Origin of the sequence: Comamonas antarctica (assembly GCF_013363755.1) — a bacterium.
GTDB lineage: Bacteria > Pseudomonadota > Gammaproteobacteria > Burkholderiales > Burkholderiaceae_C > Comamonas > Comamonas antarctica.
Genome location: NZ_CP054840.1, coordinates 1,994,633 through 2,015,631 on the forward strand (window position 1 = coordinate 1,994,633; position 20,999 = coordinate 2,015,631).

General features: G+C 67.0%; 18 protein-coding genes. 11 read left to right on the forward strand and 7 right to left on the reverse strand.

Annotated elements, in window-relative coordinates; translation table 11 throughout:
- Window positions 1-13: 13 nt before the first annotated feature.
- The 7 genes from rsxB to HUK68_RS09540 all read left to right on the forward strand — a co-directional run bounded on the left by rsxB (window position 14) and on the right by HUK68_RS09540 (window position 8,524).
- Window positions 14-679: an electron transport complex subunit RsxB gene (rsxB, locus tag HUK68_RS09510; RefSeq protein ID WP_175503981.1), complete on the forward strand. Its 666-nt coding sequence runs from the start codon at window positions 14-16 to the stop codon at window positions 677-679.
- A gap of 145 nt (window positions 680-824) precedes the next feature.
- Entirely contained in the window at window positions 825-2,030 is a 1,206-nt protein-coding gene (dapC, locus tag HUK68_RS09515) for a succinyldiaminopimelate transaminase (protein WP_175503982.1), read from the forward strand.
- 6 nt (window positions 2,031-2,036) lie between these two features.
- A complete protein-coding gene (dapD, locus tag HUK68_RS09520) occupies window positions 2,037-2,861 on the forward strand; it encodes a 2,3,4,5-tetrahydropyridine-2,6-dicarboxylate N-succinyltransferase (RefSeq protein ID WP_175503983.1) in 825 nt (274 codons plus the stop codon).
- Window positions 2,862-3,063: 202 nt separating this feature from the next.
- Window positions 3,064-4,236, forward strand: a complete 1,173-nt coding sequence (locus HUK68_RS09525) for a PilT/PilU family type 4a pilus ATPase (RefSeq protein ID WP_175503984.1) — start codon at window positions 3,064-3,066, stop codon at window positions 4,234-4,236.
- Window positions 4,237-4,282: 46 nt separating this feature from the next.
- Complete coding sequence (gene dapE / locus HUK68_RS09530; RefSeq protein ID WP_175503985.1) at window positions 4,283-5,473, forward strand: succinyl-diaminopimelate desuccinylase; 1,191 nt, start codon at window positions 4,283-4,285, stop codon at window positions 5,471-5,473.
- Window positions 5,474-5,484: 11 nt separating this feature from the next.
- On the forward strand, window positions 5,485-6,402 hold the full coding sequence (gene prmB, locus HUK68_RS09535) for a 50S ribosomal protein L3 N(5)-glutamine methyltransferase (protein WP_175503986.1): 918 nt from the start codon (window positions 5,485-5,487) through the stop codon (window positions 6,400-6,402).
- Window positions 6,403-6,493: 91 nt separating this feature from the next.
- On the forward strand, window positions 6,494-8,524 hold the full coding sequence (locus HUK68_RS09540) for an ABC-F family ATP-binding cassette domain-containing protein (RefSeq protein WP_175503987.1): 2,031 nt from the start codon (window positions 6,494-6,496) through the stop codon (window positions 8,522-8,524).
- 735 nt (window positions 8,525-9,259) lie between these two features.
- On the opposite strand, the gene phbB is transcribed toward HUK68_RS09540, so the two are convergent.
- The 3 genes from phbB to HUK68_RS09555 all read right to left on the reverse strand — a co-directional run bounded on the left by phbB (window position 9,260) and on the right by HUK68_RS09555 (window position 13,085).
- A complete protein-coding gene (phbB, locus tag HUK68_RS09545; protein ID WP_175503988.1) occupies window positions 9,260-9,997 on the reverse strand; it encodes an acetoacetyl-CoA reductase in 738 nt (245 codons plus the stop codon).
- Window positions 9,998-10,098: 101 nt separating this feature from the next.
- Entirely contained in the window at window positions 10,099-11,280 is a 1,182-nt protein-coding gene (locus HUK68_RS09550) for an acetyl-CoA C-acetyltransferase (RefSeq protein ID WP_175503989.1), read from the reverse strand.
- A 92-nt stretch (window positions 11,281-11,372) separates the two neighbouring features.
- Window positions 11,373-13,085, reverse strand: a complete 1,713-nt coding sequence (locus tag HUK68_RS09555; RefSeq protein WP_175503990.1) for a PHA/PHB synthase family protein — start codon at window positions 13,083-13,085, stop codon at window positions 11,373-11,375.
- Window positions 13,086-13,239: 154 nt separating this feature from the next.
- Between HUK68_RS09555 and HUK68_RS09560 the strand changes: the two genes are divergently transcribed.
- Window positions 13,240-13,557 carry a hypothetical protein gene (locus tag HUK68_RS09560; protein ID WP_175503991.1) on the forward strand — a complete coding sequence of 106 codons (318 nt, stop codon included), beginning with the start codon at window positions 13,240-13,242 and terminating at the stop codon, window positions 13,555-13,557.
- Here the strand turns inward: HUK68_RS09560 and HUK68_RS09565 are convergent.
- The gene (locus tag HUK68_RS09565) at window positions 13,468-14,331 is read right to left on the reverse strand and encodes a purine nucleoside phosphorylase YfiH/LACC1 family protein (RefSeq protein WP_175503992.1); all 864 of its coding nucleotides are present in this window, start codon (window positions 14,329-14,331) and stop codon (window positions 13,468-13,470) included. The two genes, HUK68_RS09560 and HUK68_RS09565, sit on opposite strands and share 90 nt — an antisense overlap.
- Window positions 14,328-14,993, reverse strand: coding sequence for a maleylacetoacetate isomerase (maiA, locus tag HUK68_RS09570; RefSeq protein WP_175503993.1), 666 nt, complete (start codon window positions 14,991-14,993; stop codon window positions 14,328-14,330). The genes HUK68_RS09565 and maiA overlap by 4 nt, the downstream gene beginning before the upstream one ends.
- 172 nt (window positions 14,994-15,165) lie before the next feature.
- Between maiA and HUK68_RS09575 the strand changes: the two genes are divergently transcribed.
- From HUK68_RS09575 to HUK68_RS09585, 3 genes are all read left to right on the forward strand, one after another.
- Window positions 15,166-15,861, forward strand: coding sequence for a fumarylacetoacetate hydrolase family protein (locus tag HUK68_RS09575; RefSeq protein WP_175503994.1), 696 nt, complete (start codon window positions 15,166-15,168; stop codon window positions 15,859-15,861).
- Window positions 15,862-15,946: 85 nt separating this feature from the next.
- The gene (locus HUK68_RS09580; protein ID WP_175503995.1) at window positions 15,947-16,498 is read left to right on the forward strand and encodes an NUDIX hydrolase; all 552 of its coding nucleotides are present in this window, start codon (window positions 15,947-15,949) and stop codon (window positions 16,496-16,498) included.
- A gap of 97 nt (window positions 16,499-16,595) precedes the next feature.
- The gene (locus HUK68_RS09585; protein ID WP_175503996.1) at window positions 16,596-19,235 is read left to right on the forward strand and encodes a chemotaxis protein CheW; all 2,640 of its coding nucleotides are present in this window, start codon (window positions 16,596-16,598) and stop codon (window positions 19,233-19,235) included.
- Between the two features lie 12 nt (window positions 19,236-19,247).
- Here the strand turns inward: HUK68_RS09585 and HUK68_RS09590 are convergent, their stop codons facing one another.
- Together HUK68_RS09590 and HUK68_RS09595 are read right to left on the reverse strand one after the other, a co-directional pair.
- On the reverse strand, window positions 19,248-20,018 hold the full coding sequence (locus HUK68_RS09590; RefSeq protein WP_175503997.1) for an SOS response-associated peptidase: 771 nt from the start codon (window positions 20,016-20,018) through the stop codon (window positions 19,248-19,250).
- A 49-nt stretch (window positions 20,019-20,067) separates the two neighbouring features.
- Window positions 20,068-20,976: a hypothetical protein gene (locus HUK68_RS09595; RefSeq protein ID WP_175503998.1), complete on the reverse strand. Its 909-nt coding sequence runs from the start codon at window positions 20,974-20,976 to the stop codon at window positions 20,068-20,070.
- Window positions 20,977-20,999: the final 23 nt, after the last annotated feature.

Sequence of the window (20,999 nt, forward strand, 5' to 3'; positions counted from 1 at the left end):
GAAGGAAGCGTCGATGTCCGCCTCCGCCTTGCAAGGCCTGGCGGCTCGCATCGACGCCGCCTTGCCGCAGACCCAGTGCACGCGCTGCGGCTATCCCGACTGCGCCGCCTACGCGCAGGCTATTGCCGACGGGACTGCCGCGATCAACCAATGCCCGCCCGGCGGTGCCGAAGGCATTGCGCGGCTTTCGGCCATTACCGGGCAGCCGCCGCTGCCCCTGTCCGAAGCGCACGGCCACGAGTCGCCGCGCGCGCTGGCCGTGATCGATGAGAACTGGTGCATCGGCTGCACGCTGTGCATCAAGGCCTGCCCCACCGACGCCATCGTCGGCGCCAACAAGCGCATGCATACCGTGATTGCGCCGCACTGCACGGGCTGCGAACTGTGCATTCCCGTCTGCCCCGTCGACTGCATCACCCTCGAGCCCGCCAGCGGCGCCGCGACCGGCTGGGCGGCCTGGTCACCGGCCCAGGCGCAGCATGCACTGGAGCGCTATGCGCGGCGCCAGCAACGGCTGGACGCGTCCCGGCGCGCGGCGGCGCCCAAGGCGGCAATGGCGGCGGGACTGGAGGTGGCGCTGGCGCCAGTGGCCGAGGCGCAGGCCGCGCCCGTCGATGCCAAAAAGGCGGCCATCGCTGCCGCCCTGGCACGCGCCCGCGCACAGCGGGCGCAGTCTTGAGCTCTGGCAGATGGCGCTGAGCCGTGCGCCGAACATGGCGCCGAAACGCGGGCTTGGCGCCGCGGAATGAAGCATGTGTGCCGGCACAGGCACGCGGCCTGCAACGACTTCAGCATTGCCCGCTCCAGCATGGATAATGCGGGCAATGAATCCCCTGCTCTCCCACCTGCAGCCCTATCCGTTCGAACGGCTGCGCCAGCTTTTCGCGGGGGTCACGCCCGCGCCCGAATATCGGCCCATCAGCCTGGGCATTGGCGAGCCGCGCCACCCCACGCCGCCGTTCATCGAACATGTGCTGGGCAACAGCCCGGGGGCGCTGGCCAAGTACCCGGCCACGGGTGGAGATCCGCGGCTGCGCGAGGCCTGCGCGCAGTGGATGAACCAGCGCTACGGGCTCGCGCTCGATGCGGCCACGCAGGTGCTGCCGGTCAACGGTTCGCGCGAGGCGCTGTTCTCGTTTGCGCAGACGGTGATCGATCCCACGCAGCCCGGCGCCACGGTGGTGTGCCCGAATCCGTTCTATCAGATCTATGAAGGCGCCGCGCTGCTCGCCGGCGCGACGCCGGTGTACGTGCCCAGCGATCCGGCGCGCAACTTCGCGGTGGACTGGGACAGCGTGCCCGAGTCGGTCTGGCAGACCACGCAGCTGCTGTTCGTCTGCTCGCCGGGCAACCCCACGGGCGCGGTGATGCCATTGTCCGAATGGGAAAAGCTGTTTGCGCTGTCCGACCGCCATGGCTTCGTGATTGCGTCCGACGAGTGCTACAGCGAGATCTATTTCCGTGAAGAAGCCCCGCTGGGCGGGCTTGAAGCCGCGCAGAAGCTGGGCCGCACCGATTTCAGGAACCTGGTGTCGTTCACCAGCCTGTCCAAACGCAGCAACGTGCCGGGCCTGCGCAGCGGTTTCGTGGCCGGCGACGCGGCGCTGATCAAGGCCTTCCTGCTGTACCGCACCTACCATGGCGGCGCGATGGGCCCGGCGGTGCAGGAAGCCAGCATTGCCGCCTGGAACGATGAAGCGCATGTGATCGAGAACCGGCGCCAGTACCGGCAGAAGTTTGCCGAGGTCACGCCGGTGCTTGAAAGCGTGATGGACGTGCGCCTGCCCGATGCGGGCTTCTACCTCTGGGCCGGCGTTCCCGAATCCCTGGGAATGGACGATACCGAGTTCGCACGCGCGCTCTATGCTCAATACAATGTCACCGTCCTGCCGGGCAGCTATCTGGCCCGTGATGTCGGCGGCCACAATCCCGGTGCGAACCGTGTGCGCATGGCCCTGGTGGCCGAGACCGAGGAATGCCTCGAAGCGGCGCAGCGCATCGTCCAATTCATCCAAAACCTGAAGAAGTAAGCTTCCATGACTCAGCAATTGCAATCCATCATCGACGCCGCCTGGGAAAACCGCGCGAACCTGAGCAGCTCCAGCGCCCCCGCCGAAATCCTCGACGCGGTCGAACATGTGATCGTCCAGCTCGACGCGGGCCAGATGCGCGTGGCGACGCAGCAAGGCGTGGGCCAGTGGACCGTGCACCAGTGGATCAAGAAGGCCGTGCTGCTGTCGTTCCGCCTCAAGGACAACGAACTGATCACCGCCGGCGGCCTGAACTTCTACGACAAGGTCCCGACCAAGTACCAGGGCATGTCCGAAGCCGAGATCGCCGCCACGGGCGTGCGCGTCGTGCCGCCCGCCGTCGCGCGCCGCGGCTCGTTCATGGCCAAGGGCGCGATCCTGATGCCTTCCTATGTGAACATCGGCGCCTACGTCGGCGAAGGCAGCATGGTCGACACCTGGGCCACGGTCGGCTCGTGCGCGCAAGTCGGCAAGAACGTCCACCTGTCGGGCGGCGTGGGCCTGGGCGGCGTGCTCGAACCCCTGCAAGCCAACCCCACCATCATCGAAGACAACTGCTTCATCGGCGCGCGCTCCGAAGTCGTCGAAGGCGTGATCGTCGAGGAGAACTCGGTGATCTCGATGGGCGTGTACATCGGCCAGAGCACCCCGATCTATGACCGCGCCACGGGCGAGATCAGCTACGGCCGCGTGCCCGCGGGTTCCGTGGTGGTGTCGGGCAACCTGCCCAAGGACAATGGCCGCTACAGCATGTATGCGGCGATCATCGTCAAGAAGGTCGATGCGAAGACGCGTTCGACGACCAGCCTGAACGATTTGCTGCGCGATTGAGCTTGATATGTCGGGCGGGGCCTTTCATCCTTCGACTGGCTCAGGACGAACGGAACCACCAGTTCGTCCTTCGATCCTTGGGCAAGCTCAGGATCAGGACGAACGCAAGCAACTGACACACCCCAACTCGCTCGGGACAAACGGCAACTCCCGTTCGCCCTGAGCTTGTCGAAGGGCCGGTCATCACCCATAAGGAACTTGCATGAGCACCATGGAGCGAATCCTGCGCCTGATGGGGGAGAAGCAGGCATCCGATGTCTACCTGTCCGCCAACGCGCCCGCGCTGATCAAGATCCATGGCGAGTGCGTGCCGATCAACGCCCAGCTGCTGCCGCCCGATGCGCCGCGCAGCCTGCTGGCCGAGATCGTGCCGCCCGAGCGCATGCAGGAACTGGAGCAGACCGGCGAACTCAACATTGGCGTGCCGCTGCGCGGCGTCGGGCGCTTTCGCGTGAGCGCGATGCGCCAGCGCGGCAGCTATGCGGTGGTCATCCGCTTCATTGCCCAGCACATTCCCGCGCTCGATACGCTGAACCTGCCGCCCGTGCTCAGCGAGCTGATCCTGCAAAAGCGCGGGCTGCTGCTGGTCGTGGGTGCCACCGGTTCGGGCAAGAGCACCACGCTCGCGTCGATGATCGATGCGCGCAACAAGACCGTCACGGGCCATATCCTCACCATCGAGGACCCGATCGAATACCAGTTCCGCAACCAGCGCTCCATCGTCAACCAGCGCGAGATCGGCAGCGACACCGAGTCGCTGCAGACGGCGCTGAAGAACGCGCTGCGCCAGGCGCCCGACGTGATCCTGATCGGCGAGATCCGCGACCGCGAGACCATGTCGGCGGCGCTGGCCTATGCGCAGTCGGGCCACCTGTGCCTGGCCACGCTGCACGCCAACAACAGCTACCACGCGCTGAGCCGCATCCTGAGCTTCTACCCGGTGGAAGTGCGCGAGGCGATGCTCGGCGATCTTGCCGCCGCGCTGCGCGCCGTGGTGTCGCAGCGCCTGGTGCGCACGCCCGCGGGGCTGCGCGTGCCGGCCGTCGAGGTCATGCTCAACACCAAGCTGGTGGCCGACCTGATTGAAAAAGGCGACTTCTCGGCGGTGCGCGAGGCCATGGAAAAGTCCATGGCCGAAGGCTCGCAGACCTTCGAGGAAGCATTGGCCGATCTGATCATCGCCGGCACCATCGACCGCAAGGAAGGGCTAGCCCATGCCGACTCGCCAACCAACCTGATGTGGCGGCTGCAAAACCAGTCGCCTGCGGCCAAGCCCGCGCCCGCGCCCGGCAGCGAAGCCAGGGCGGCGGCGCCGGCCGACGAAGAACAAGCCTCCTTTACCGACATCGTGCTGGATATCGGCTCCAACGGCTGAATGCCGCCGACGAGCATCGTCCTGCACAAACCATTGAATTTTCTCCATGTCCCGCACCCTGCAACTGGCCGAGCAACTCATCAGCCGCCCCTCCGTCACGCCCGAAGATGCGGGCTGTCTTGAACTGATTGCCGCACGGCTCGCGCCGCTGGGCTTTGCCTGCGAACGCCTCGACAGCGGCCCGGACAGCTTCCGCGTGCAGAACCTCTACGCCAAGCGCTGCGGCGCGGGCGGCGCCGCAGCGCGCAAGACCGTGGTCTTCGCGGGCCACACCGATGTGGTGCCGACCGGACCGCTCGAGCAGTGGAGCAGCCCACCGTTCAGCCCGACGCACCGCGACGGCCGGCTCTACGGCCGCGGCGCCAGCGACATGAAGACCTCGATTGCGGCGTTCGTCGTGGCCGCCGAGGAATTCCTGGCCGCCACGCCCGAACCGCTGGTCGACCTGGCCTTCCTGCTGACCAGCGACGAGGAAGGCCCGTCGGTGGACGGCACCAAGGTCGTGGTCGAGCAGTTCAAGGCGCGCGGCGAGCGCCTCGACTATTGCATCGTGGGCGAGCCCACATCGGTGGAGCGCACCGGCGACATGATCAAGAACGGCCGCCGCGGCACCATGAGCGGCAAGCTCACGGTACGGGGCGTCCAGGGCCACATCGCCTACCCGCAGCTCGCGCGCAATCCCATCCACCAGGCGGTGCCGGCGCTGACCGAACTGGCCGCCACGGCCTGGGACCAGGGCAATGCGTTCTTCCCGCCCACCAGCTGGCAGATCAGCAACATCCATGGCGGCACGGGCGCGAGCAATGTGATTCCCGGCAGCGTGGTGGTCGACTTCAACTTCCGCTTCTGCACCGAATCGACGGCCGAGGGCCTGCAGGCGCGCGTGCATGAAGTGCTCGATCGCCATGGCCTCGAGTACACGCTGGACTGGACCATTGGCGGCCAGCCCTTTCTCACCACGCCCGGCGAACTGGTTCTGGCAGTGCAGCAGGCCATCGAGGCCGAGACCGGCCTGCAGACCGAGCTTTCCACGACCGGCGGCACCAGCGACGGGCGCTTCATTGCGCAGATCTGCGAGCAGGTCATTGAAATGGGCCCACCCAACGCCAGCATCCACAAGATCGACGAAAATATCGCCCTGGCCGATATCGCGCCCTTGACCAACATCTACCGCCGCACGCTGGAAAACCTGCATGCCCAGGCCCTTGCGGCCTTGGCCTCCCCGGCCGCGGTGTGAACGAAAGCTCCATGACTGAACCCCAAGCCGTGCACGGCACGACGGTGGGCGCGCTGATCGCGTCCGGTGCCAGCGCCCTTACCCAGGCGGGCGTGGCCTTTGGCCACGGCACCAGCAACGCCCATGACGAAGCCAGCTGGCTGGTGCTGTGGCGCCTGGGCATCGCGCTCGACAGCGACCTGGATTCCGACGCGCTCGCTGCGCAGCCCGTCGATGCCGCGCAGCAGGCCCAGGTCGCCGCGCTGTTCGACGAACGCATCCGCACCCGCAAGCCAGCGGCCTATCTGACGCAGGAAGCCTGGCTGCAAGGCGTGCCGTTCTACATCGATGAGCGTTCCATCGTGCCGCGCAGCTTCATTGCCGAGATCCTGGCCGACGGCTCGATCGACGACTGGCTCAGCGACCAGACGCATGACGTGCTCGACCTGTGCACCGGCAATGGCAGCCTGGCTTGCCTCGCGGCCATGGCGTATCCCGAGGTGCAGGTGACGGGCGCCGACCTGTCGCCCGACGCACTGGCCGTGGCGCGCATCAATGTCGAGCGCCATGCATTGCAGCAGCGCGTGCAACTGGTCGAGTCCGATGGCATGGCGCAGACGCCCGGTCCGTGGGACCTGATCCTGTGCAACCCGCCCTACGTCAATTCGGCCAGCATGGCCCGGCTGCCGGCCGAATACCAGGCCGAGCCGCAACTGGCGCTGGCCGGCGGCACCGACGGCATGGACTTCATCCAGCAGCTGCTGCGCGACGCGCCCAGCCGCATGCGCGAGCACGCCATCCTGGTGCTCGAGATCGGCAACGAGCGCGCCTACTTCGAAGCCGCGTTTCCCCAGCTGCCGGTGTTCTGGCTGGACACCAGCTCCGGCGACGAGCAGGTGCTGCTGATCACGCGTGAAGCGCTGGTGCGCCACGCGCTCGCCGAGCTCTGAATGACGGCCTGCGCCGCGTGCGCAGGCCCACCCCTTTTATGCCAGGCGCGCGGCGCCTGCACCGTGGCCCTGCCACGCCCTGGACCCTGCCATGATTACCCTCAAGAACGTGACCCTGCGCCGCTCGGCCAAAGTGCTGCTCGACCAGGTGACCACCACCATCAATCCCGGCGAGAAAGTCGGCCTCGTGGGCCGCAATGGCGCCGGCAAATCGACGCTGTTCGCGCTGTTCACCGGCGCGCTGGCCGAAGACGGCGGCGAATTCTCCATGCCGCGCCACTGGCGCATGGCGCAGGTCGCGCAGAACATGCCCGAGACCAGCGAAACCGCCACCCAATTCGTGCTGGAAGGCGACACGCGCCTGAGCGAGGTGCAGCAGCAGCTGCTCGACGCCGAGGCCAGCGATGACGGCATGGCCATTGCCCAGGCCTACTGCGACCTGGCCGACGCCGGCGCGCATGACGCGGTCTCGCGCGCCCAGGCGCTGATCCTCGGCCTGGGCTTCAAGTCCTCCGAACTCGACCAGCCCGTGGACAGCTTCTCGGGCGGCTGGCGCATGCGCCTGCAGCTCGCACGCGCGCTGATGTGCCCCTCCGACCTGCTGCTGCTCGATGAACCGACCAACCACTTGGACCTGGACGCGCTGGTGTGGCTCGAAGCCTGGCTCAAGCGCTATGCGGGCACGATGATCGTCATCAGCCATGACCGCGAATTCCTCGACGCCGTGACCACGGTGACGCTGCAGATCAATGCCGCCCAGCTCAACCGCTACGGCGGCAACTACAGCAAGTTCGAGGAACTGCGCGCGCAGCAGATCGAGTTGCAGGGCGCGACCTACGCCAAGCAGCAGGAAAAGATCGCCCACCTGCAGAAGTTCATCGACCGCTTCAAGGCCAAGGCCTCGAAGGCCAAGCAGGCGCAAAGCCGCGTCAAGGCGCTGGAGCGCATGGAGAAGATCGGCCCGGTGCTGGCAGAAGCCGACTTCACCTTCGAGTTCAAGGAGCCGCTCAACCTGCCCAACCCGATGCTGGCGATTGCCGACGCCTCGTTCGGCTACCGCGGGGACGACGGCAGCGAGACCACCATCCTGCGCCATGTCAACCGCTCGGTGCTCGCCGGCCAGCGCATCGGCATTCTGGGCGCCAACGGCCAGGGCAAGTCGACACTGGTCAAGACCATCGCGCACGAGATGGGCGCGCTCGCCGGCCAGGTGACCGAGGGCAAGGGGCTGAACATCGGCTACTTCGCCCAGCAGGAGCTGGACGTGCTGCGGCCCGGCGACAACCCGCTGGAGCACATGATCCGCCTGGCACGCGAGCAGGGCCCGAACAGCCGCGAACCCTCGCGCGAGCAGGATCTGCGCAGCTACCTGGGCAGCTTCAACTTCACCGGCGACATGGTCAAGCAGGCCGTGGGCTCGATGAGCGGCGGCGAAAAGGCGCGGCTGGTGCTGGCCATGATCGTGTGGCAGCGCCCCAACCTGCTGCTGCTTGACGAACCCACCAACCACCTGGACCTGGCAAAGCGCGAGGCGCTGTCGATGGCGCTCAACGAGTTCGAAGGCACGGTGATGCTGGTCAGCCACGACCGCGCATTGCTGCGTGCGGTCTGCGACGAATTCTGGATGGTTGGCCGCGGCGCCGTCGGCCCGTTCGATGGCGACCTCGACGACTACCAGCGCTACCTGCTGGAAGAATCCAAGCGCCTGCGCGAGGAAGCAAAGAACGAGGAAGTGGTCCCCGTAGCACCACCTGCGCCTGCCTTGGCGCCTGCTCCCGTCGCCGCCGCTGCGCCCGCACCCGTCGCGGCAGCGCCCGTCCTGCCGGCTGTGGACCAGAAGGAACAGCGCCGGCTGGCCGCCGCCGCGCGCCAGGGTCTGGCTGAAAAGCTGCGCCCCTACAGGAAGGAACTCGAGGCCAATGACAAGAAGCTGGCGCAGTTGACCGCCGAGCGCACTTCATTGGAAGAGCGCCTGGCGCAGCCGCTGCCGCCGGCGGAGATCGCCGAATCCGGCAAGCGGCTCAAGGCCTGCAACGACGAAATCGATGCCCTGGAGGAGCGCTGGCTTGAACTCAATGAGTTGATCGAGGGTCTGACGGCAGCGGCTGGCAACGATTCGTAAGCAACTTGGCGCCCGATTGAAGCACCGGAAACCAAGGCAACGCCTTGGTTTTTTGCTATCTATTTTGCAATTCGAAAAACGATTGGGCCGCTGGGCGGTCCGGGGTTTCATTTGTTTGCGTTTGCCCGTCAACGGGCCTGCGCCGTGCCACGTTGTAGAAGCAAAGGAGCTTTTACTATGAACATGACTGCCCAAACCGCCGCCTGGCCTGAAGACGAACGCGACCGCAAGCGCGCTCCGGCCCGCTGCTGAGACCTCATCGCTGCGGGTGCCGCGCCGCTGCGCCGCATCCGCCTCGCCGGGCTGGCCTGCCGATGCAGATGCCCCTGCCCCCCGCTTTCAACCGCCGCCATACGGCACCAGAAGACCCGCTTTGGCGGGTTTTTTCTTGGCTCCGCGCGCTTTTTCGGCGTTCGACCGGCACCGGAAAAAATTTTCAAAATTTTTGTATTTCTCTGTCAACCACCATTCCAGCCGACACGTTGTAGGACTATCAAGGAGCTTTTGCTATGAACATGCCTACACAAATGTCCGCTTGGCGCGAAGACGAACGCGACCGCAAACGCGCACCGGCCCGCTGCTGAGCCGCCTTTCCCGCGAGTGCCGGGTTGAGCCACTACGCACTCAATACGCCCTCCTTCCAGCGTATCGGCATCACCGATACCAGGCTTCCGAATTCCACCGGCATCCGCCGGGCATAAAAAAACCCGCCTTGGCGGGTTTTTTCTTGCCTACTCAATGCATATGCAGGCCGCCGTTGACGGAAAAGTCCGCTCCGGTCGAGTAGCCGCCATCCTCCGATGCCAGCCAGGCGATGATCGAGGCAATCTCACCGGGCTCGCCCAGGCGGCGCACCGGAATGGTGCCCACGATCTTGTCCAGCACCTCCTGGCGGATCGCCTTCACCATGTCGGTACCGATATAGCCGGGACTCACGGTGTTGACCGTGACGCCCTTGGTCGCGAGTTCCTGCGCCAGCGCCATCGTGAAACCATGCATGCCGGCCTTGGCGGCCGAGTAGTTGGTCTGGCCCGACTGGCCCTTGACGCCGTTGACCGAGCTGATGTTGATGATCCGGCCCCAGCCCTTGTCGACCATGTCGCCCACCACCTGCTTGGTGACGTTGAACATGGATGTCAGGTTGGTTTCAATGACCGCATCCCAATCGTCGCGGGTCATCTTCAGGAACATGCGATCGCGCGTGATGCCCGCGTTGTTGACCAGCACGTCGATGCTGCCATGTTCGGCCTTGGCCTGGCTGAAGGCGTTATAGGTCGAATCCCAGTCGCCGACATTGCCGACGGACGCATGGAATTCGAAGCCCTGGTCGTTTTGCTCCTTGAGCCACTTGTGGAAATCCCGTGTCGGGCCGCAGCCGGCAATCACCTTGAATCCGTCCTTGTAAAGACGCTGGCAGATCGAGGTGCCGATGCCGCCCATACCCCCCGTGACATACGCAACTTTTTGACTCATCAAAGTTCTCCTGGAAAACCACTCGTACGATTCAACCACTCTATCGAAGTTCGCCGAACGGAAGATGCGGGCAACTACTGCCCTCTCTTCACGTTCAGCGCTCAGACCCGTTCCAGCGCCATGGCCACGCCCATGCCACCGCCGATACACAGACCGGCGAGGCCGCGGCGCGCGCCGCTGCGCTGCATCTCGTGCAGCAGCGTGACCAGCACGCGGCAGCCCGAGGCACCGATGGGGTGGCCCAGCGCAATGGCACCGCCATTGACGTTGACCTTGGCGGGATCGATGCCCAGTTGCTGGTTCACGGCGCAGGCCTGGGCCGCGAAGGCTTCATTGAGTTCGAAAAGGTCGACCTCCTCGGCCTTCCAGCCCGCACGCGCCAGTGCCTTGCGGCTAGCAAAAACCGGGCCCAGGCCCATGGTCGCCGGATCGAGGCCGGAAGTGGCGTAGGAAACGATGCGCGCCAGTGGCTGCAGCCCCAGCGCCTTGGCCTTGGCGGCGGACATCACCACCACTGCGGCGGCGCCGTCGTTGAGGCCCGAGGCGTTGCCCGCGGTCACCGAGCCGGCCTTGTCGAACGCGGGGCGCAGGCCACCCAGCGCCTCGGCATTGGTCTTGCGGTTGATGTACTCATCGGCCGCGAACTTGACGGGCTCGCCCTTGCGCTGCGGAATCTCCACGGGCACGATCTCGGCCTCGAACTTGCCCGCGTCCTGCGCGGCCGCAGCCTTTTGCTGGCTGGCCAGCGCCAGCGCATCCTGCATCTCGCGCGTGACGCCGTTTTCGCGGGCCACGTTCTCGGCGGTGATGCCCATGTGGTACTGGTTGTAGACGTCCCACAGGCCGTCGACGATCATCGTGTCGCTCATCTTCCAGTCGCCCATGCGCTGGCCTTCGCGCGAGCCATTGAGCACGTGCGGCGACAGGCTCATGTTCTCCTGCCCTCCGGCCACCACGATCTCGCTGTCGCCCGTGGCCACGGCCTGGGCCGCAAGCATCACGGCCTTGAGGCCCGAGCCGCAGACGGCGTTGATGGTCAGTGCCGGCGTTTCCTTGGCGACGCCGGCCTTCATCATCGCCTGGCGCGCCGGGTTCTGGCCGACGCCGGCGGTGAGGACCTGGCCCATGATGACTTCGCCGACCTGGTCCAGCGGCACCTGGGCTCGGCCCAGTGCCTCGCGGATGACCAGCGCGCCCAGCTCGGTGGCGGGCACCTTGGCCAGGGCGCCGCCGAATTTGCCCACGGGCGTACGAACAGCAGAAACGATGACGATGTCTTCCATGATGGTCCTTTGATGACTCTGTTGTGGCGAGCGGACCGGTCAACGCGGGTCCAGCCGTCGCCTCATGCTACGGATATTGCACCGCAACATTGTCAACCATTTGCCGCGGCTTTTTGCCGGACATAACGGCCGGGCGCGGGTTCAATTTCCGCGAAGGCCGCGCCGCGTCCATAGCGCTGCGGCGCCGCAACCTTGCTGCCGCCCTGCTGCGCCAGCCATTCGGACCAGTCGTCCCACCAGCTGCCTGGGTATTCGCGCGCGCCGGCAAGCCAGTCGCCAAGCCGCTCGGGATAGTGGTCGTCGTCGCGTATCCAATGGCTGCGCTTTTTCTTGGCCGGAGGATTGATCACACCGGCAATGTGGCCCGAAGCCCCCATCACGAAGCGCCGCGGTCCGCCCACGTGCTGCGTCGAGGCATAGGCGGCATCGACCGGCACGATATGGTCTTCGCGCGAGCCATAGATGTAGACCGGCATGTCGAGCTGCGACAGGTCGAGCGCCTGGCCGCAGACCTTGAGCGCGCCCGGCTGCACCAGCTTGTTCTCGAGGTAGAGATTGCGCAGATACCAGGCATAGAACGGCCCGGGCAGATTGGTGGCGTCGCTGTTCCAGTACAAAAGGTCGAACGGCGGCGGCGTCTCGCCCTGCAGGTAGTTGCCGACCACATAGTTCCAGACCAGCTCGTTCGGCCGCAGGAAGCTGAAGGTCGAGGCCAGCTCCTGGCCCTTGAGCAGGCCGCCGCGGCCCATCTGCCATTCGCGGAACTGCACCATGGGTTCGTCGATGAAGATGTCGAGGATGCCGGTGTCGCTGAAATCCAGCAGCGTGGTGAGCAGCGTGGCGCTCGCGGCCGGCGACTCGCCGCGCGCGGCGAGCACGCTCAGCGCCGTGGCCAGCATCGTGCCGCCAACGCAAAAGCCCAGGGTGTTGATCTGTTCGCTGCCGCCGATCTCGCGCACCGTCTCGATGGCCTTGATCACCGCCTTCTCGATGTAGTCGTCCCAGGTCGCTTCGGCGAGCGAGGCGTCGGGGTTGCGCCAGCTGATCACAAACGTGCGCTGGCCCTGCGCGATGGCGTGGCGGATCAGCGAGTTCTCGGGTTGCAGGTCGAGGATGTAGTACTTGTTGATGCACGGCGGCACCAGCAGCAGCGGCCGCTCGAAGACTTCGTCCGTGAGCGGCTTGTACTCGATCAGCTGCAGGAATTCGTTCTCGAAGACCACCGCGCCTTCGGTGGTGGCCATGTTGCGGCCCACCTCGAAGCGGCTCTCGTCGGTCATCGACAGGTGGCCTTGCCGCATGTCGTGCAGCAGGTTGCTGATGCCCTTGGCCAGACTGGCGCCCTGCGAAGCCAGCAGCTTTTGCTGCGCTTCGGGGTTGAAGGCCAGGCTGTTGCTGGGCGCGAGCGCGGCGCTCCACTGCTCCACGGCAAAGCGCACGCGCCGGCAGGTCTTCTCGTCGGCCTGCAAGGCGTCGGCCATGCCCTGCAGCGTGCGCGCGTTCAGCAGATAGACCTGCGCCATCAGCGCCGCGCCCGGCTGGCTGCGCCAGCTGTCGGCGGCAAAGCGCTTGTCTTTCAAGGGTTCGGCGGCGGCCTCGCCCGAATGGCTCAGCAGGCGCGTGAGTTCGCACTGGTATTGCTGCTGCAACTGCAGGAGTTTTTGCGGATCGAAGCGCAGCGGCGCGGCGCTGGCAGCGGCCTTGGCACCAGCGGCGGGCTGCAGCATGCCGAGGATCTGGCCCCATTGCTGACTGAAAATCTGCGGGATTTGCGGAGTGAAGCCGCGGAGTGGGTCAGAATTCATGCTGCATCCAGGAAAGGCGGAATGACGGGGCGGCTGTTGCCACCATTGTGGTCCAGCAGCGGCTGCACTGGCAATGCACTTCATCGCGCTTTTCCTGATGTCCGTCAGGTCAGGCTGTGTCCGGACGTTTTTATCCCATTGCAAAGCCGCCCACATGTATCTTGTTGTTATCGCATGGCTGTATGTCACCCTGATGATGGCCATTGCCGAAGCCACGAGCCCGGTGGGCAGCGTGCTGGGAGCCATCGTCACGTTCGTGCTCTACGGCCTGCTGCCGCTGGGTATCCTGGTCTACATCCTCGGGACGCCGGGGCGCAAGCGCCGGCTGCGGCTGCGCGAGCAGGCCGAACAGCAGGCGTGGGAGGAGAAACGCGCCGCGGCTTCAGTCGCCGGCGCCGCGCCAGATGCAGGCCGCGAAGCGCCCGCTGCTGCCCAGCCGGGCGGCGTCGCGCCGGTGCGAGAAGAACGCTGACGGATTGTTCACCGTGCACCAGCGCGCGCTGCCATCGTTGCCGTGGATGGCCTCGATGCCCATGGCCTGCAGCCGCTGGCGCGCCAGCGCGGCGAGATCGGCCAGATACTTTCCCGGTGCCTGCGCCGGCCGAAAATGCCGGCCGGCCTCGGGATGGCCCTGGCACAGCGCGGTGCGCACCTCCTCGCCGACTTCAAACGCCGTCGGGCCGATGCACGGCCCCAGCCAGGCCAGCGTCTGGCCAGCGGCCTCGGCGCGCGTGCCGCAGGCGCCGGCGTTGACGAGCTGCTGCGCGAACTGCGCAAACACGCTTTCCAGCACGCCTTCGGCCGGCCCGCCCGCGCGCACCGTGCCCGCCAGTCCGCGCCAGCCTGCATGCGCGGCGGCCACGACGCTGCCGCTGCGGTCGGTGAACAGCAGCGGCAGGCAGTCGGCGACCATGATGGTGCAGGCCACGCCCGGCGCCGCCGTCACGCAGGCATCGGCGGCCAGGTTCTGCGGTGTTGCGGCGTCGAGCGCGAGCACGTCGCTGCCATGCACCTGGCGCAGGAACACCGCATGCGCGCCCGGCGTGCGTTCGCGCAGCGCGGCCTGCAGCCGTGCCCGGTTCTCGAACACCGCATGCGCCGAGTCGCCGACATGGTCGCCCAGGTTGAGCGAATCCCAGGGCGCAGCGCTGACGCCGCCCGCGCGCGTGGTGCACAGCGCGTGCACACCCGCCGGCGCGGGCCAGTCGGGCAGCAGCCAGTCGGCAGAGGAAGCGGCGGCGCTCATTGGTGGTCCGGACAGGCTTCGGGATGGGCCAGCGCAAATGCCGGCAGCGCCTCGCAGCGCTCCACGATGGCGGCAATGCGCGGCAGCGCGTCCAGCGTCAGGCCGAAGCGGCGCGCATTGAACACCTGCGGCACCAGACAACAGTCGGCCAGGCCGGGGGCATCGCCCCAGCAGAACACGGACTCGGGCAAGCCTGCGGCGCGGCGCTCCTCGGCCAGCAGGCCCAGCTGGCGCTCCACCGCTGCCAGCCCCGAGCCGGCCCAGTGCTGATACCACTGCGTCTTGGCGTCCTCGGACACCTGCAGCGTGTGCACCAGGTACTTGAGCACGCGCAGGTTGTTCAGCGGATGGATCTCGCAGGCGATCATCTGCGCCAGCGCGCGCACATGGGCGCGGCCCAGCGCATCGGCAGGCAGCAGCGGCACGGCGGAATGGGTCTCTTCGAGGTATTCAATGATGGCCATCGACTGCGTCAGCAGCGGGCCTTCATCGAGCTCCAGCGCCGGCAGCAGCGCGTCGCCCACGCGCCCTGCATAGCCGGCCTCGCGGTGCTCGCCGCGCAGCAGGTGCACGGGCACATAGTCGAATGGCAGGCCCTTGAGATGCAGCGCGATGCGCACGCGGTAGGCCGCCGAGGAGCGGAAATAGGAATGCAGCTTCATGCCTGCAAGCATACTGCCAGCGCGTGCCACTGCCCATCACCACAGGCGCGGGCAGCGTTGCCGAAAAAACAAGTCTTATAGAAGATTGAAGCCGTGCGCGCATGGCACACTGCTGCGCTCAGGTCCGCGCAGCACGCGGCTTGGCTCTCACTTTCCTTCCTGAAAGACTTCTATGCAATATGTATTCGCACCCGCAGCCGTCGACAGCCTGCCGGTGGTGGGCAGCAGCGAACGTTTCCCCGTCGGCCGCATCTACTGCGTCGGCCGCAACTACGAAGAGCACGCCAAGGAAATGGGCTTCACCGGCCGCGAGCCGCCGTTCTTCTTCCTCAAGCCCTCCAATGCCCTGCTGCCCGTCGAAGCCGGCACCACGGGCGAGATGCCCTACCCCACGCTGACCAGCAACCTGCACCATGAGATCGAGCTGGTGGTGGCCATCGGCAAGGGCGGCAAGAACATCCGCGCCGCCGATGCCGCCCAGCATATCTACGGCTACGCCGTCGGCCTGGACATGACGCGCCGCGACCTGCAAAACGACATGAAGAAGCAGGGCCGCCCCTGGTGCATCGGCAAGGCCTTCGAGCACGCCGCGCCCATCGGCCCGATCACGCCCGTGGCGCAGGCCGGCGACGTGGAAAAAGCCGAGATCGCGCTGCAGGTCAATGGCACGGATCGCCAGCGCAGCCATGTCACGCAGCTGATCTGGAACATCGCCGAAACCATCGAGCACCTGTCGGCTGCATGGGAGCTGCGCGCGGGCGACCTGATCATGACCGGCACGCCCGAGGGCGTGGGCGCGGTGGTGCGCGGCGACCTGCTCGAAGGCAGCGTGGCCGGCCTGACGCCGCTGTCCGTGCGCATCGTCTGATGCCGGCGCGCCACGGGTCGCAGCGTGGCGCCGGCAGCCGCCGGCATGGCGCGCGCCTGCCGGCTTTTTTGCTTATATTCCGGCAATGAATTTTCGCAGCCCCATCCAGTTCTGCCGCAATTGCGGCACCGCCGTCACCTACCGCATTCCCGACGACGGCGACACCCGGGAACGCGCGGTCTGCCCCCACTGCCACACCATCCACTACGAGAATCCGCTGAATGTGGTGGGCACCATTCCGGTGCTCGACGATGGCCGGGTGCTGCTTTGCAAGCGCAACATCGAGCCGCGCCGCGGCCTGTGGACCCTGCCCGCGGGTTTCATGGAGCTGGGGGAAACCACCGCGCAGGGCGCGCAGCGCGAAACCGACGAGGAAGCCGGCGCCGATATCGAGATGGGCCCGCTGTACACGCTGATCAGCGTGCCGCGCGTGGGCCAGGTGCATCTGTTCTACCGCGCGCGGCTGCGTGCCGAGCAGTGCTATCCCGGGCCCGAGACCATGGAAGTGCAGCTGTTTGCGCAGCAGGACATTCCCTGGGAGGACATCGCTTTTCGCACCGTGAAGGAAACCCTGCAGCACTACTATGCCGACCGCGCGCGCGGCGCCTTCGGCATGCATTGCATCGACCTCAGCTAGCGGCGCCGCTGGCCCGGCTCTTGCTTGCATCTTGTCACAAATACCGCACTCCACTGGAGCAGGCGGACACAGGCAAGACAAACCAGCAAGGATCGCGATGGCCAGCACACCCGAAGTCATTCCCGAGGTAGATTCCGACGCTTTCATTCCTTTCATGCGCAAGGTGGCGCGCTGCGAGGACTCGCTGCGCGAGCTGCGGCTGACCTGGCGGCTCATCGAGTCGTCGGCGCGCATGAATTGCCCCGAGGAGGCGCACAGCATCCTGCCGATGATGGCCGCCACGCGCGAAGGTTTCCAGCGGCTCGAGGCCGACCTGGTGCGCTCGCTGGTCGCCGAATCTCTGGGCGAGGTGATGCGCGAGATCGGCACGCAGGCGCGGCATGTCATCGACATCCTGGTGCGCAATCTGTATGAACGCACCGCCGATGTGGGCTTTCTGGCCACCGACCCGGTGCTGTGCCGGCTGGCTGCGGGCCTGGACGCCGATGCCGACGCGGTGCGTGCGCGCCTGCGCCAGTACCAGAGCAAATACACGGTGTACGACGACATCCTGGTGCTGGACCCCCAGGGCCGGGTGCTGGCGCAGATCGACGCCGCCGCGCCGGTGCCGGAAAGCCGCGATCCGCTGATCGCGCAGACGCTGCGCAGCAAGGCCCATGTCGAGACCTTTCGTGCCAGCGACCTGCGCCCGGGCCGGCGCCATGCGCTGCTCTATTCGCAACGCCTGCTGCACCCGGCCACGGGCGAGCCGGTGGGCGTGCTGTGCCTGAGCTTTGCGCTCGACGACGAATTGCAGGGCATCTTCGCCGCGCGCGGCGCGAATGACGGCCGCAGCCTGGTGCTGCTGGTCGATGCCGCGCAGCAGGTGCTGGCCAGCAGCGACCCGCTGTGGCTGCCGCCCGGGCAGACGGTGCCGGCGAACCACGGCGGTGCGCCGCGGCTGTGGACGCATTCCGGACGCACCTATCTGGTGCAGACGCTCAGCGCTGCGGGTTACCAGGGCTATCCCGGCCCGCCGGGCTGGAAAGGCCAGGTGATGGTACCGGTGGAGCTGGCGTTCCAGCCGCGTGCCAGCAGCGGCGCCGCCGCCCTGCCGCCCGCCGTCATCCAGGGGTTGCTGGGCCATGCGCGCCAGTTCTGCCCGCCGCTGCACGACATCGTCACCGCGGCCGACACCATCCGCCGTGTGGTGTGGAACGGCCAGGTCATGACCGCCGGCCAGCGCGAAGGCGTGCAATGCCTGGCGGCGGTGCTCGAGCAGATCAGCGAGACCGGTGCGCGCACCAACGAGGTGTTCAGCCACTCCATTCGCGATCTGTGCAACACCGTGCTCAGCGCCGCGCTGCGCGACGGCGAGTTCCTCAGCCAGTTGCTGGTCGATCTGCTCGACCGCAACCTCTACGAACGCGCCAACGACTGCCGCTGGTGGGCGCTGACGCCCGAGCTGCGCACGCTGCTGGCCGATGTGCAACTCGACATTGCCGATGCGGCCGAACTGCTGCGCGCCAATGCCATCCTGGAGCAGATCAACAGCCTCTATACGGTCTACTCGCGGCTGGTGGTCTACGACACCCGCGGCCGCATCGTTGCCGCCAGCCATGCGCTGCTGGCCGACGGCAGCAGCGCGATCGGCCAGAGTGTCGATGCCGATGCGCTGGCCGCGGTGCTGGCGCTGCGCGGCCCGCAGGCCTACCACGCAAGCCCCTGGCGTGCCAGCGCGCTGAGCGATGGTGCACCGACCTATGTCTTCCATGCCGCGATCCGCGCGCCCGACGGCAGCCATACCGTCGGCGGCATTGGCATCGTCTTCAATGCGGCCACCGAACTGCCGGCAATGCTCGACGGCGCAGGCCAGGACGGCGCACGCAACTGCACGGTGTTCACCGACCGCAGCGGACGGGTGCTTGCAGCGAGCACGGCGCAGGCCGGTCTGCACATCCCGGCCGGCAGCCGCCTGGCGCTGCCCGCGAGCCTGCTGCAGCTCGCGCCCGGACAGAGCGAAGCGCGCGCCATGGAGTACGCAGGCCACTATTGCATCGTCGGCTGCGCCGTGACACAGGGCTACCGCGAGTTCCGCGCCGACGGCCATGGTCCCGACGCCCTGCTCGCACTGTCCTTCACCTCGTTTGGCGCGGTGCATGCCGATGCCGCCGACGCGGTGCTGCGCCGCGCGACACAGGTCCCGGGCGACAGCGGGGCCAGCGCCAGCGGACAGGAGTCAGGCCGCGAGATGGCGACCTTCTTCATCGATGCCCGGCCGTTTGCGCTGGACGCGGGCTGCGTGCTCGAGGCCCTGCCGGCCAGCGCCATCACGCCGGTGTCGGCGGGGCGGCTGCCCTACTGCCTGGGCACGCTCGCACGGCATGCACAGGGCCAGGTCACGGGCTACGCGTGGGTGTTCGATCTCGGGCATGTGCTGCGCGGCACGCCCTCGGCCATCACCGCGCAGAGCCAGGTGATCGTCATTGATGCGGGCGGCCGGCGCATCGGCCTGCTGGTCAGCGATCTGCTGGGCGTGCAGCATTTCGCCGCGCGGCGCTTTGCCGCCGCGCCGCAGCTGCACGGCACCGACCCGGCCCTCATTGGCGCGATCATCCAGGCCCAGCGCGCCGACGGCCGGCCGCTGCTGCTGCAATGCCTCGATGTGCAGGCATTGATGCAACTGCTGCAATCGAGCGCTGCGCGCCAGCGCCAGTCGGGCACGGCCGCGCCGCTGGCCGAGGCGGCGCTGGCGTGAAAGGCGGCGTGCTCAGGCGCGCCAGTCCTTGGGAATCTTGTCCTTCTTGTTTTCCACGGGATTGGCGGTGAGCCAGTTGGCGGGGTACTGGCGCATGAACTCGCGCGCCTTGTCCTGGCGCACGCTGAGCCAGGCATCGTAGGCGCCTTCGTTCAGGATGGACGGCATGCGCCGCTCGTTGCCCGGCGGCTGGTAGCGGTGCAGCAGGCCGTGGCTGTTGGCGTTGATGTTGAGCGCCGCGAAGCTCAGGATGTCCTCGCCCTCGGGGCCCTGCCAGCGCGCCCACAGGCCCGCGAGACCCATGGGCTTGCCGTCGACGCGCGAGATGCGCGTCGAGACCGGCTTGCCGCTGCGGTAGTCGTCCTCGAAGAACGCCATGATGGGAATGATGCAGCGCTGGTTGTTGAGCCAGGCATCGCGAAAGGCCTGCGCCGTGGAGGCGGTCTCGTTGCGCGCATGCAGTAGCTTGATGGCGCGCAGGCGCGCATCCGACGCGGTCTTGACCCAGTGCGGCACCAGGCCCCACTGCGCGGCCACCAGTTCGCGCACCACGGGCGGCGCGGCCTTGCGTGCGGGCGCGGCGGCACTGTCCTGCGCAGCTTGCACCGCTGCGGTCTCGACGGCCGGCACGTCTGCGGCCGGCGCCTGCTGCGGCACGGCGCGGATGATGTAGCCCGGTCGGCGGGCGCGCAGCAGGCGCTCGCCCAGATCCTCGGGTGCGGCCAGCTTGAAGAATTCAGGATAGGCGTCTGGCTTTTGCAGTGTTTCGTAATGGGAACTCATGCGCGGATGGTAACTGCTGCGCAGTTCCAGTTGCGGCAAACGCCCGGCCTCAGGCGATCAACGCGCCCTCCGGCGGCCGCGGCGCGACGTTGCCATCCGCCGAAACTTGCACCGGCCCGGCCGAGGCGCCGGATGCATAGCCTCCCCGGGGCGGTGTGAAGTAGACGTTCGATGCGTCGCCGCAACCGGCACCCGCATGCCGCGCGCAGAATGCTGCGCCGTCGTCGGCATTGGACAGGTCGAACACCTTGGCGCTCTGGCCGCAGACGACGAAGATGCGGTCGGCCTCGCCGGCGGCGCCGGGACCGGCATTGACGATGTTCATCGCATGCCCGAACTTGCCGTCCGCAGAGGCCACCGGCACCGAGATGCAGGCATATTCGCCGCTGCGCACGATGGCCTTCAATGCCCCGAGATAAGCCGCCTGGTCGTGCGTGTCGAGCGTCACCGATTGCAAGCGGTCCATGCCGCACATCTCGTAGAAATTGCCCATGTGCCCGCGGTCCACCTGGAACAGCTCGGGGCCGTCCAAAGCATTGCCTGGCGGGGCGAAGGCGCTTTGCAGCGTCTGGTCGACGGCGCGTGCGCAATGCACGCAGTTCTGCGACAGGACCAGATGGATCAGCGGCGACGGCGACAGCTCGCGCAGGCAATTCGCCAGCGCGGCGAGCAGGTTGAACCAGGAGAAACCCAGCTGGTGCGGATTGGTGTTGCCCGCCACGAAGCGCAGGAAGTCGCCCGGGTCGTTGCCTGGCTGGCCAGACAGCACGCGGCTGCCGATCTCGGATTTCAGCGCCGCGCTGGCAGGCGGATAGTGCATTTCGGTCGCGCCGAACAGCTCGTCCATTTCCTGCACGGTTTCTGCCGACTGGAAGTCGACATCGTCACCCAGATCGAACCCGTCAGCCTCGTCGGCGATCGGCGCAAGTGCGGCGCCAGCCAGGGGTGGAATACTCATTTCAAGCCTTTCATGCCTGAAGC

Bases quoted from the DNA above. Each gene is read 5' to 3' on its own strand.
- rsxB (WP_175503981.1), top strand. From the start codon at position 14: ATGTCCGCCTCCGCCTTGCAAGGCCTGGCGGCTCGCATCGACGCCGCC.
- dapC (WP_175503982.1), top strand. From the start codon at position 825: ATGAATCCCCTGCTCTCCCACCTGCAGCCCTATCCGTTCGAACGGCTG.
- dapD (WP_175503983.1), top strand. From the start codon at position 2,037: ATGACTCAGCAATTGCAATCCATCATCGACGCCGCCTGGGAAAACCGC.
- HUK68_RS09525 (WP_175503984.1), top strand. From the start codon at position 3,064: ATGAGCACCATGGAGCGAATCCTGCGCCTGATGGGGGAGAAGCAGGCA.
- dapE (WP_175503985.1), top strand. From the start codon at position 4,283: ATGTCCCGCACCCTGCAACTGGCCGAGCAACTCATCAGCCGCCCCTCC.
- prmB (WP_175503986.1), top strand. From the start codon at position 5,485: ATGACTGAACCCCAAGCCGTGCACGGCACGACGGTGGGCGCGCTGATC.
- HUK68_RS09540 (WP_175503987.1), top strand. From the start codon at position 6,494: ATGATTACCCTCAAGAACGTGACCCTGCGCCGCTCGGCCAAAGTGCTG.
- phbB (WP_175503988.1), bottom strand. From the start codon at position 9,997: ATGAGTCAAAAAGTTGCGTATGTCACGGGGGGTATGGGCGGCATCGGC.
- HUK68_RS09550 (WP_175503989.1), bottom strand. From the start codon at position 11,280: ATGGAAGACATCGTCATCGTTTCTGCTGTTCGTACGCCCGTGGGCAAA.
- HUK68_RS09555 (WP_175503990.1), bottom strand. From the start codon at position 13,085: ATGAATTCTGACCCACTCCGCGGCTTCACTCCGCAAATCCCGCAGATT.
- HUK68_RS09560 (WP_175503991.1), top strand. From the start codon at position 13,240: ATGTATCTTGTTGTTATCGCATGGCTGTATGTCACCCTGATGATGGCC.
- HUK68_RS09565 (WP_175503992.1), bottom strand. From the start codon at position 14,331: ATGAGCGCCGCCGCTTCCTCTGCCGACTGGCTGCTGCCCGACTGGCCC.
- maiA (WP_175503993.1), bottom strand. From the start codon at position 14,993: ATGAAGCTGCATTCCTATTTCCGCTCCTCGGCGGCCTACCGCGTGCGC.
- HUK68_RS09575 (WP_175503994.1), top strand. From the start codon at position 15,166: ATGCAATATGTATTCGCACCCGCAGCCGTCGACAGCCTGCCGGTGGTG.
- HUK68_RS09580 (WP_175503995.1), top strand. From the start codon at position 15,947: ATGAATTTTCGCAGCCCCATCCAGTTCTGCCGCAATTGCGGCACCGCC.
- HUK68_RS09585 (WP_175503996.1), top strand. From the start codon at position 16,596: ATGGCCAGCACACCCGAAGTCATTCCCGAGGTAGATTCCGACGCTTTC.
- HUK68_RS09590 (WP_175503997.1), bottom strand. From the start codon at position 20,018: ATGAGTTCCCATTACGAAACACTGCAAAAGCCAGACGCCTATCCTGAA.
- HUK68_RS09595 (WP_175503998.1), bottom strand. From the start codon at position 20,976: ATGAGTATTCCACCCCTGGCTGGCGCCGCACTTGCGCCGATCGCCGAC.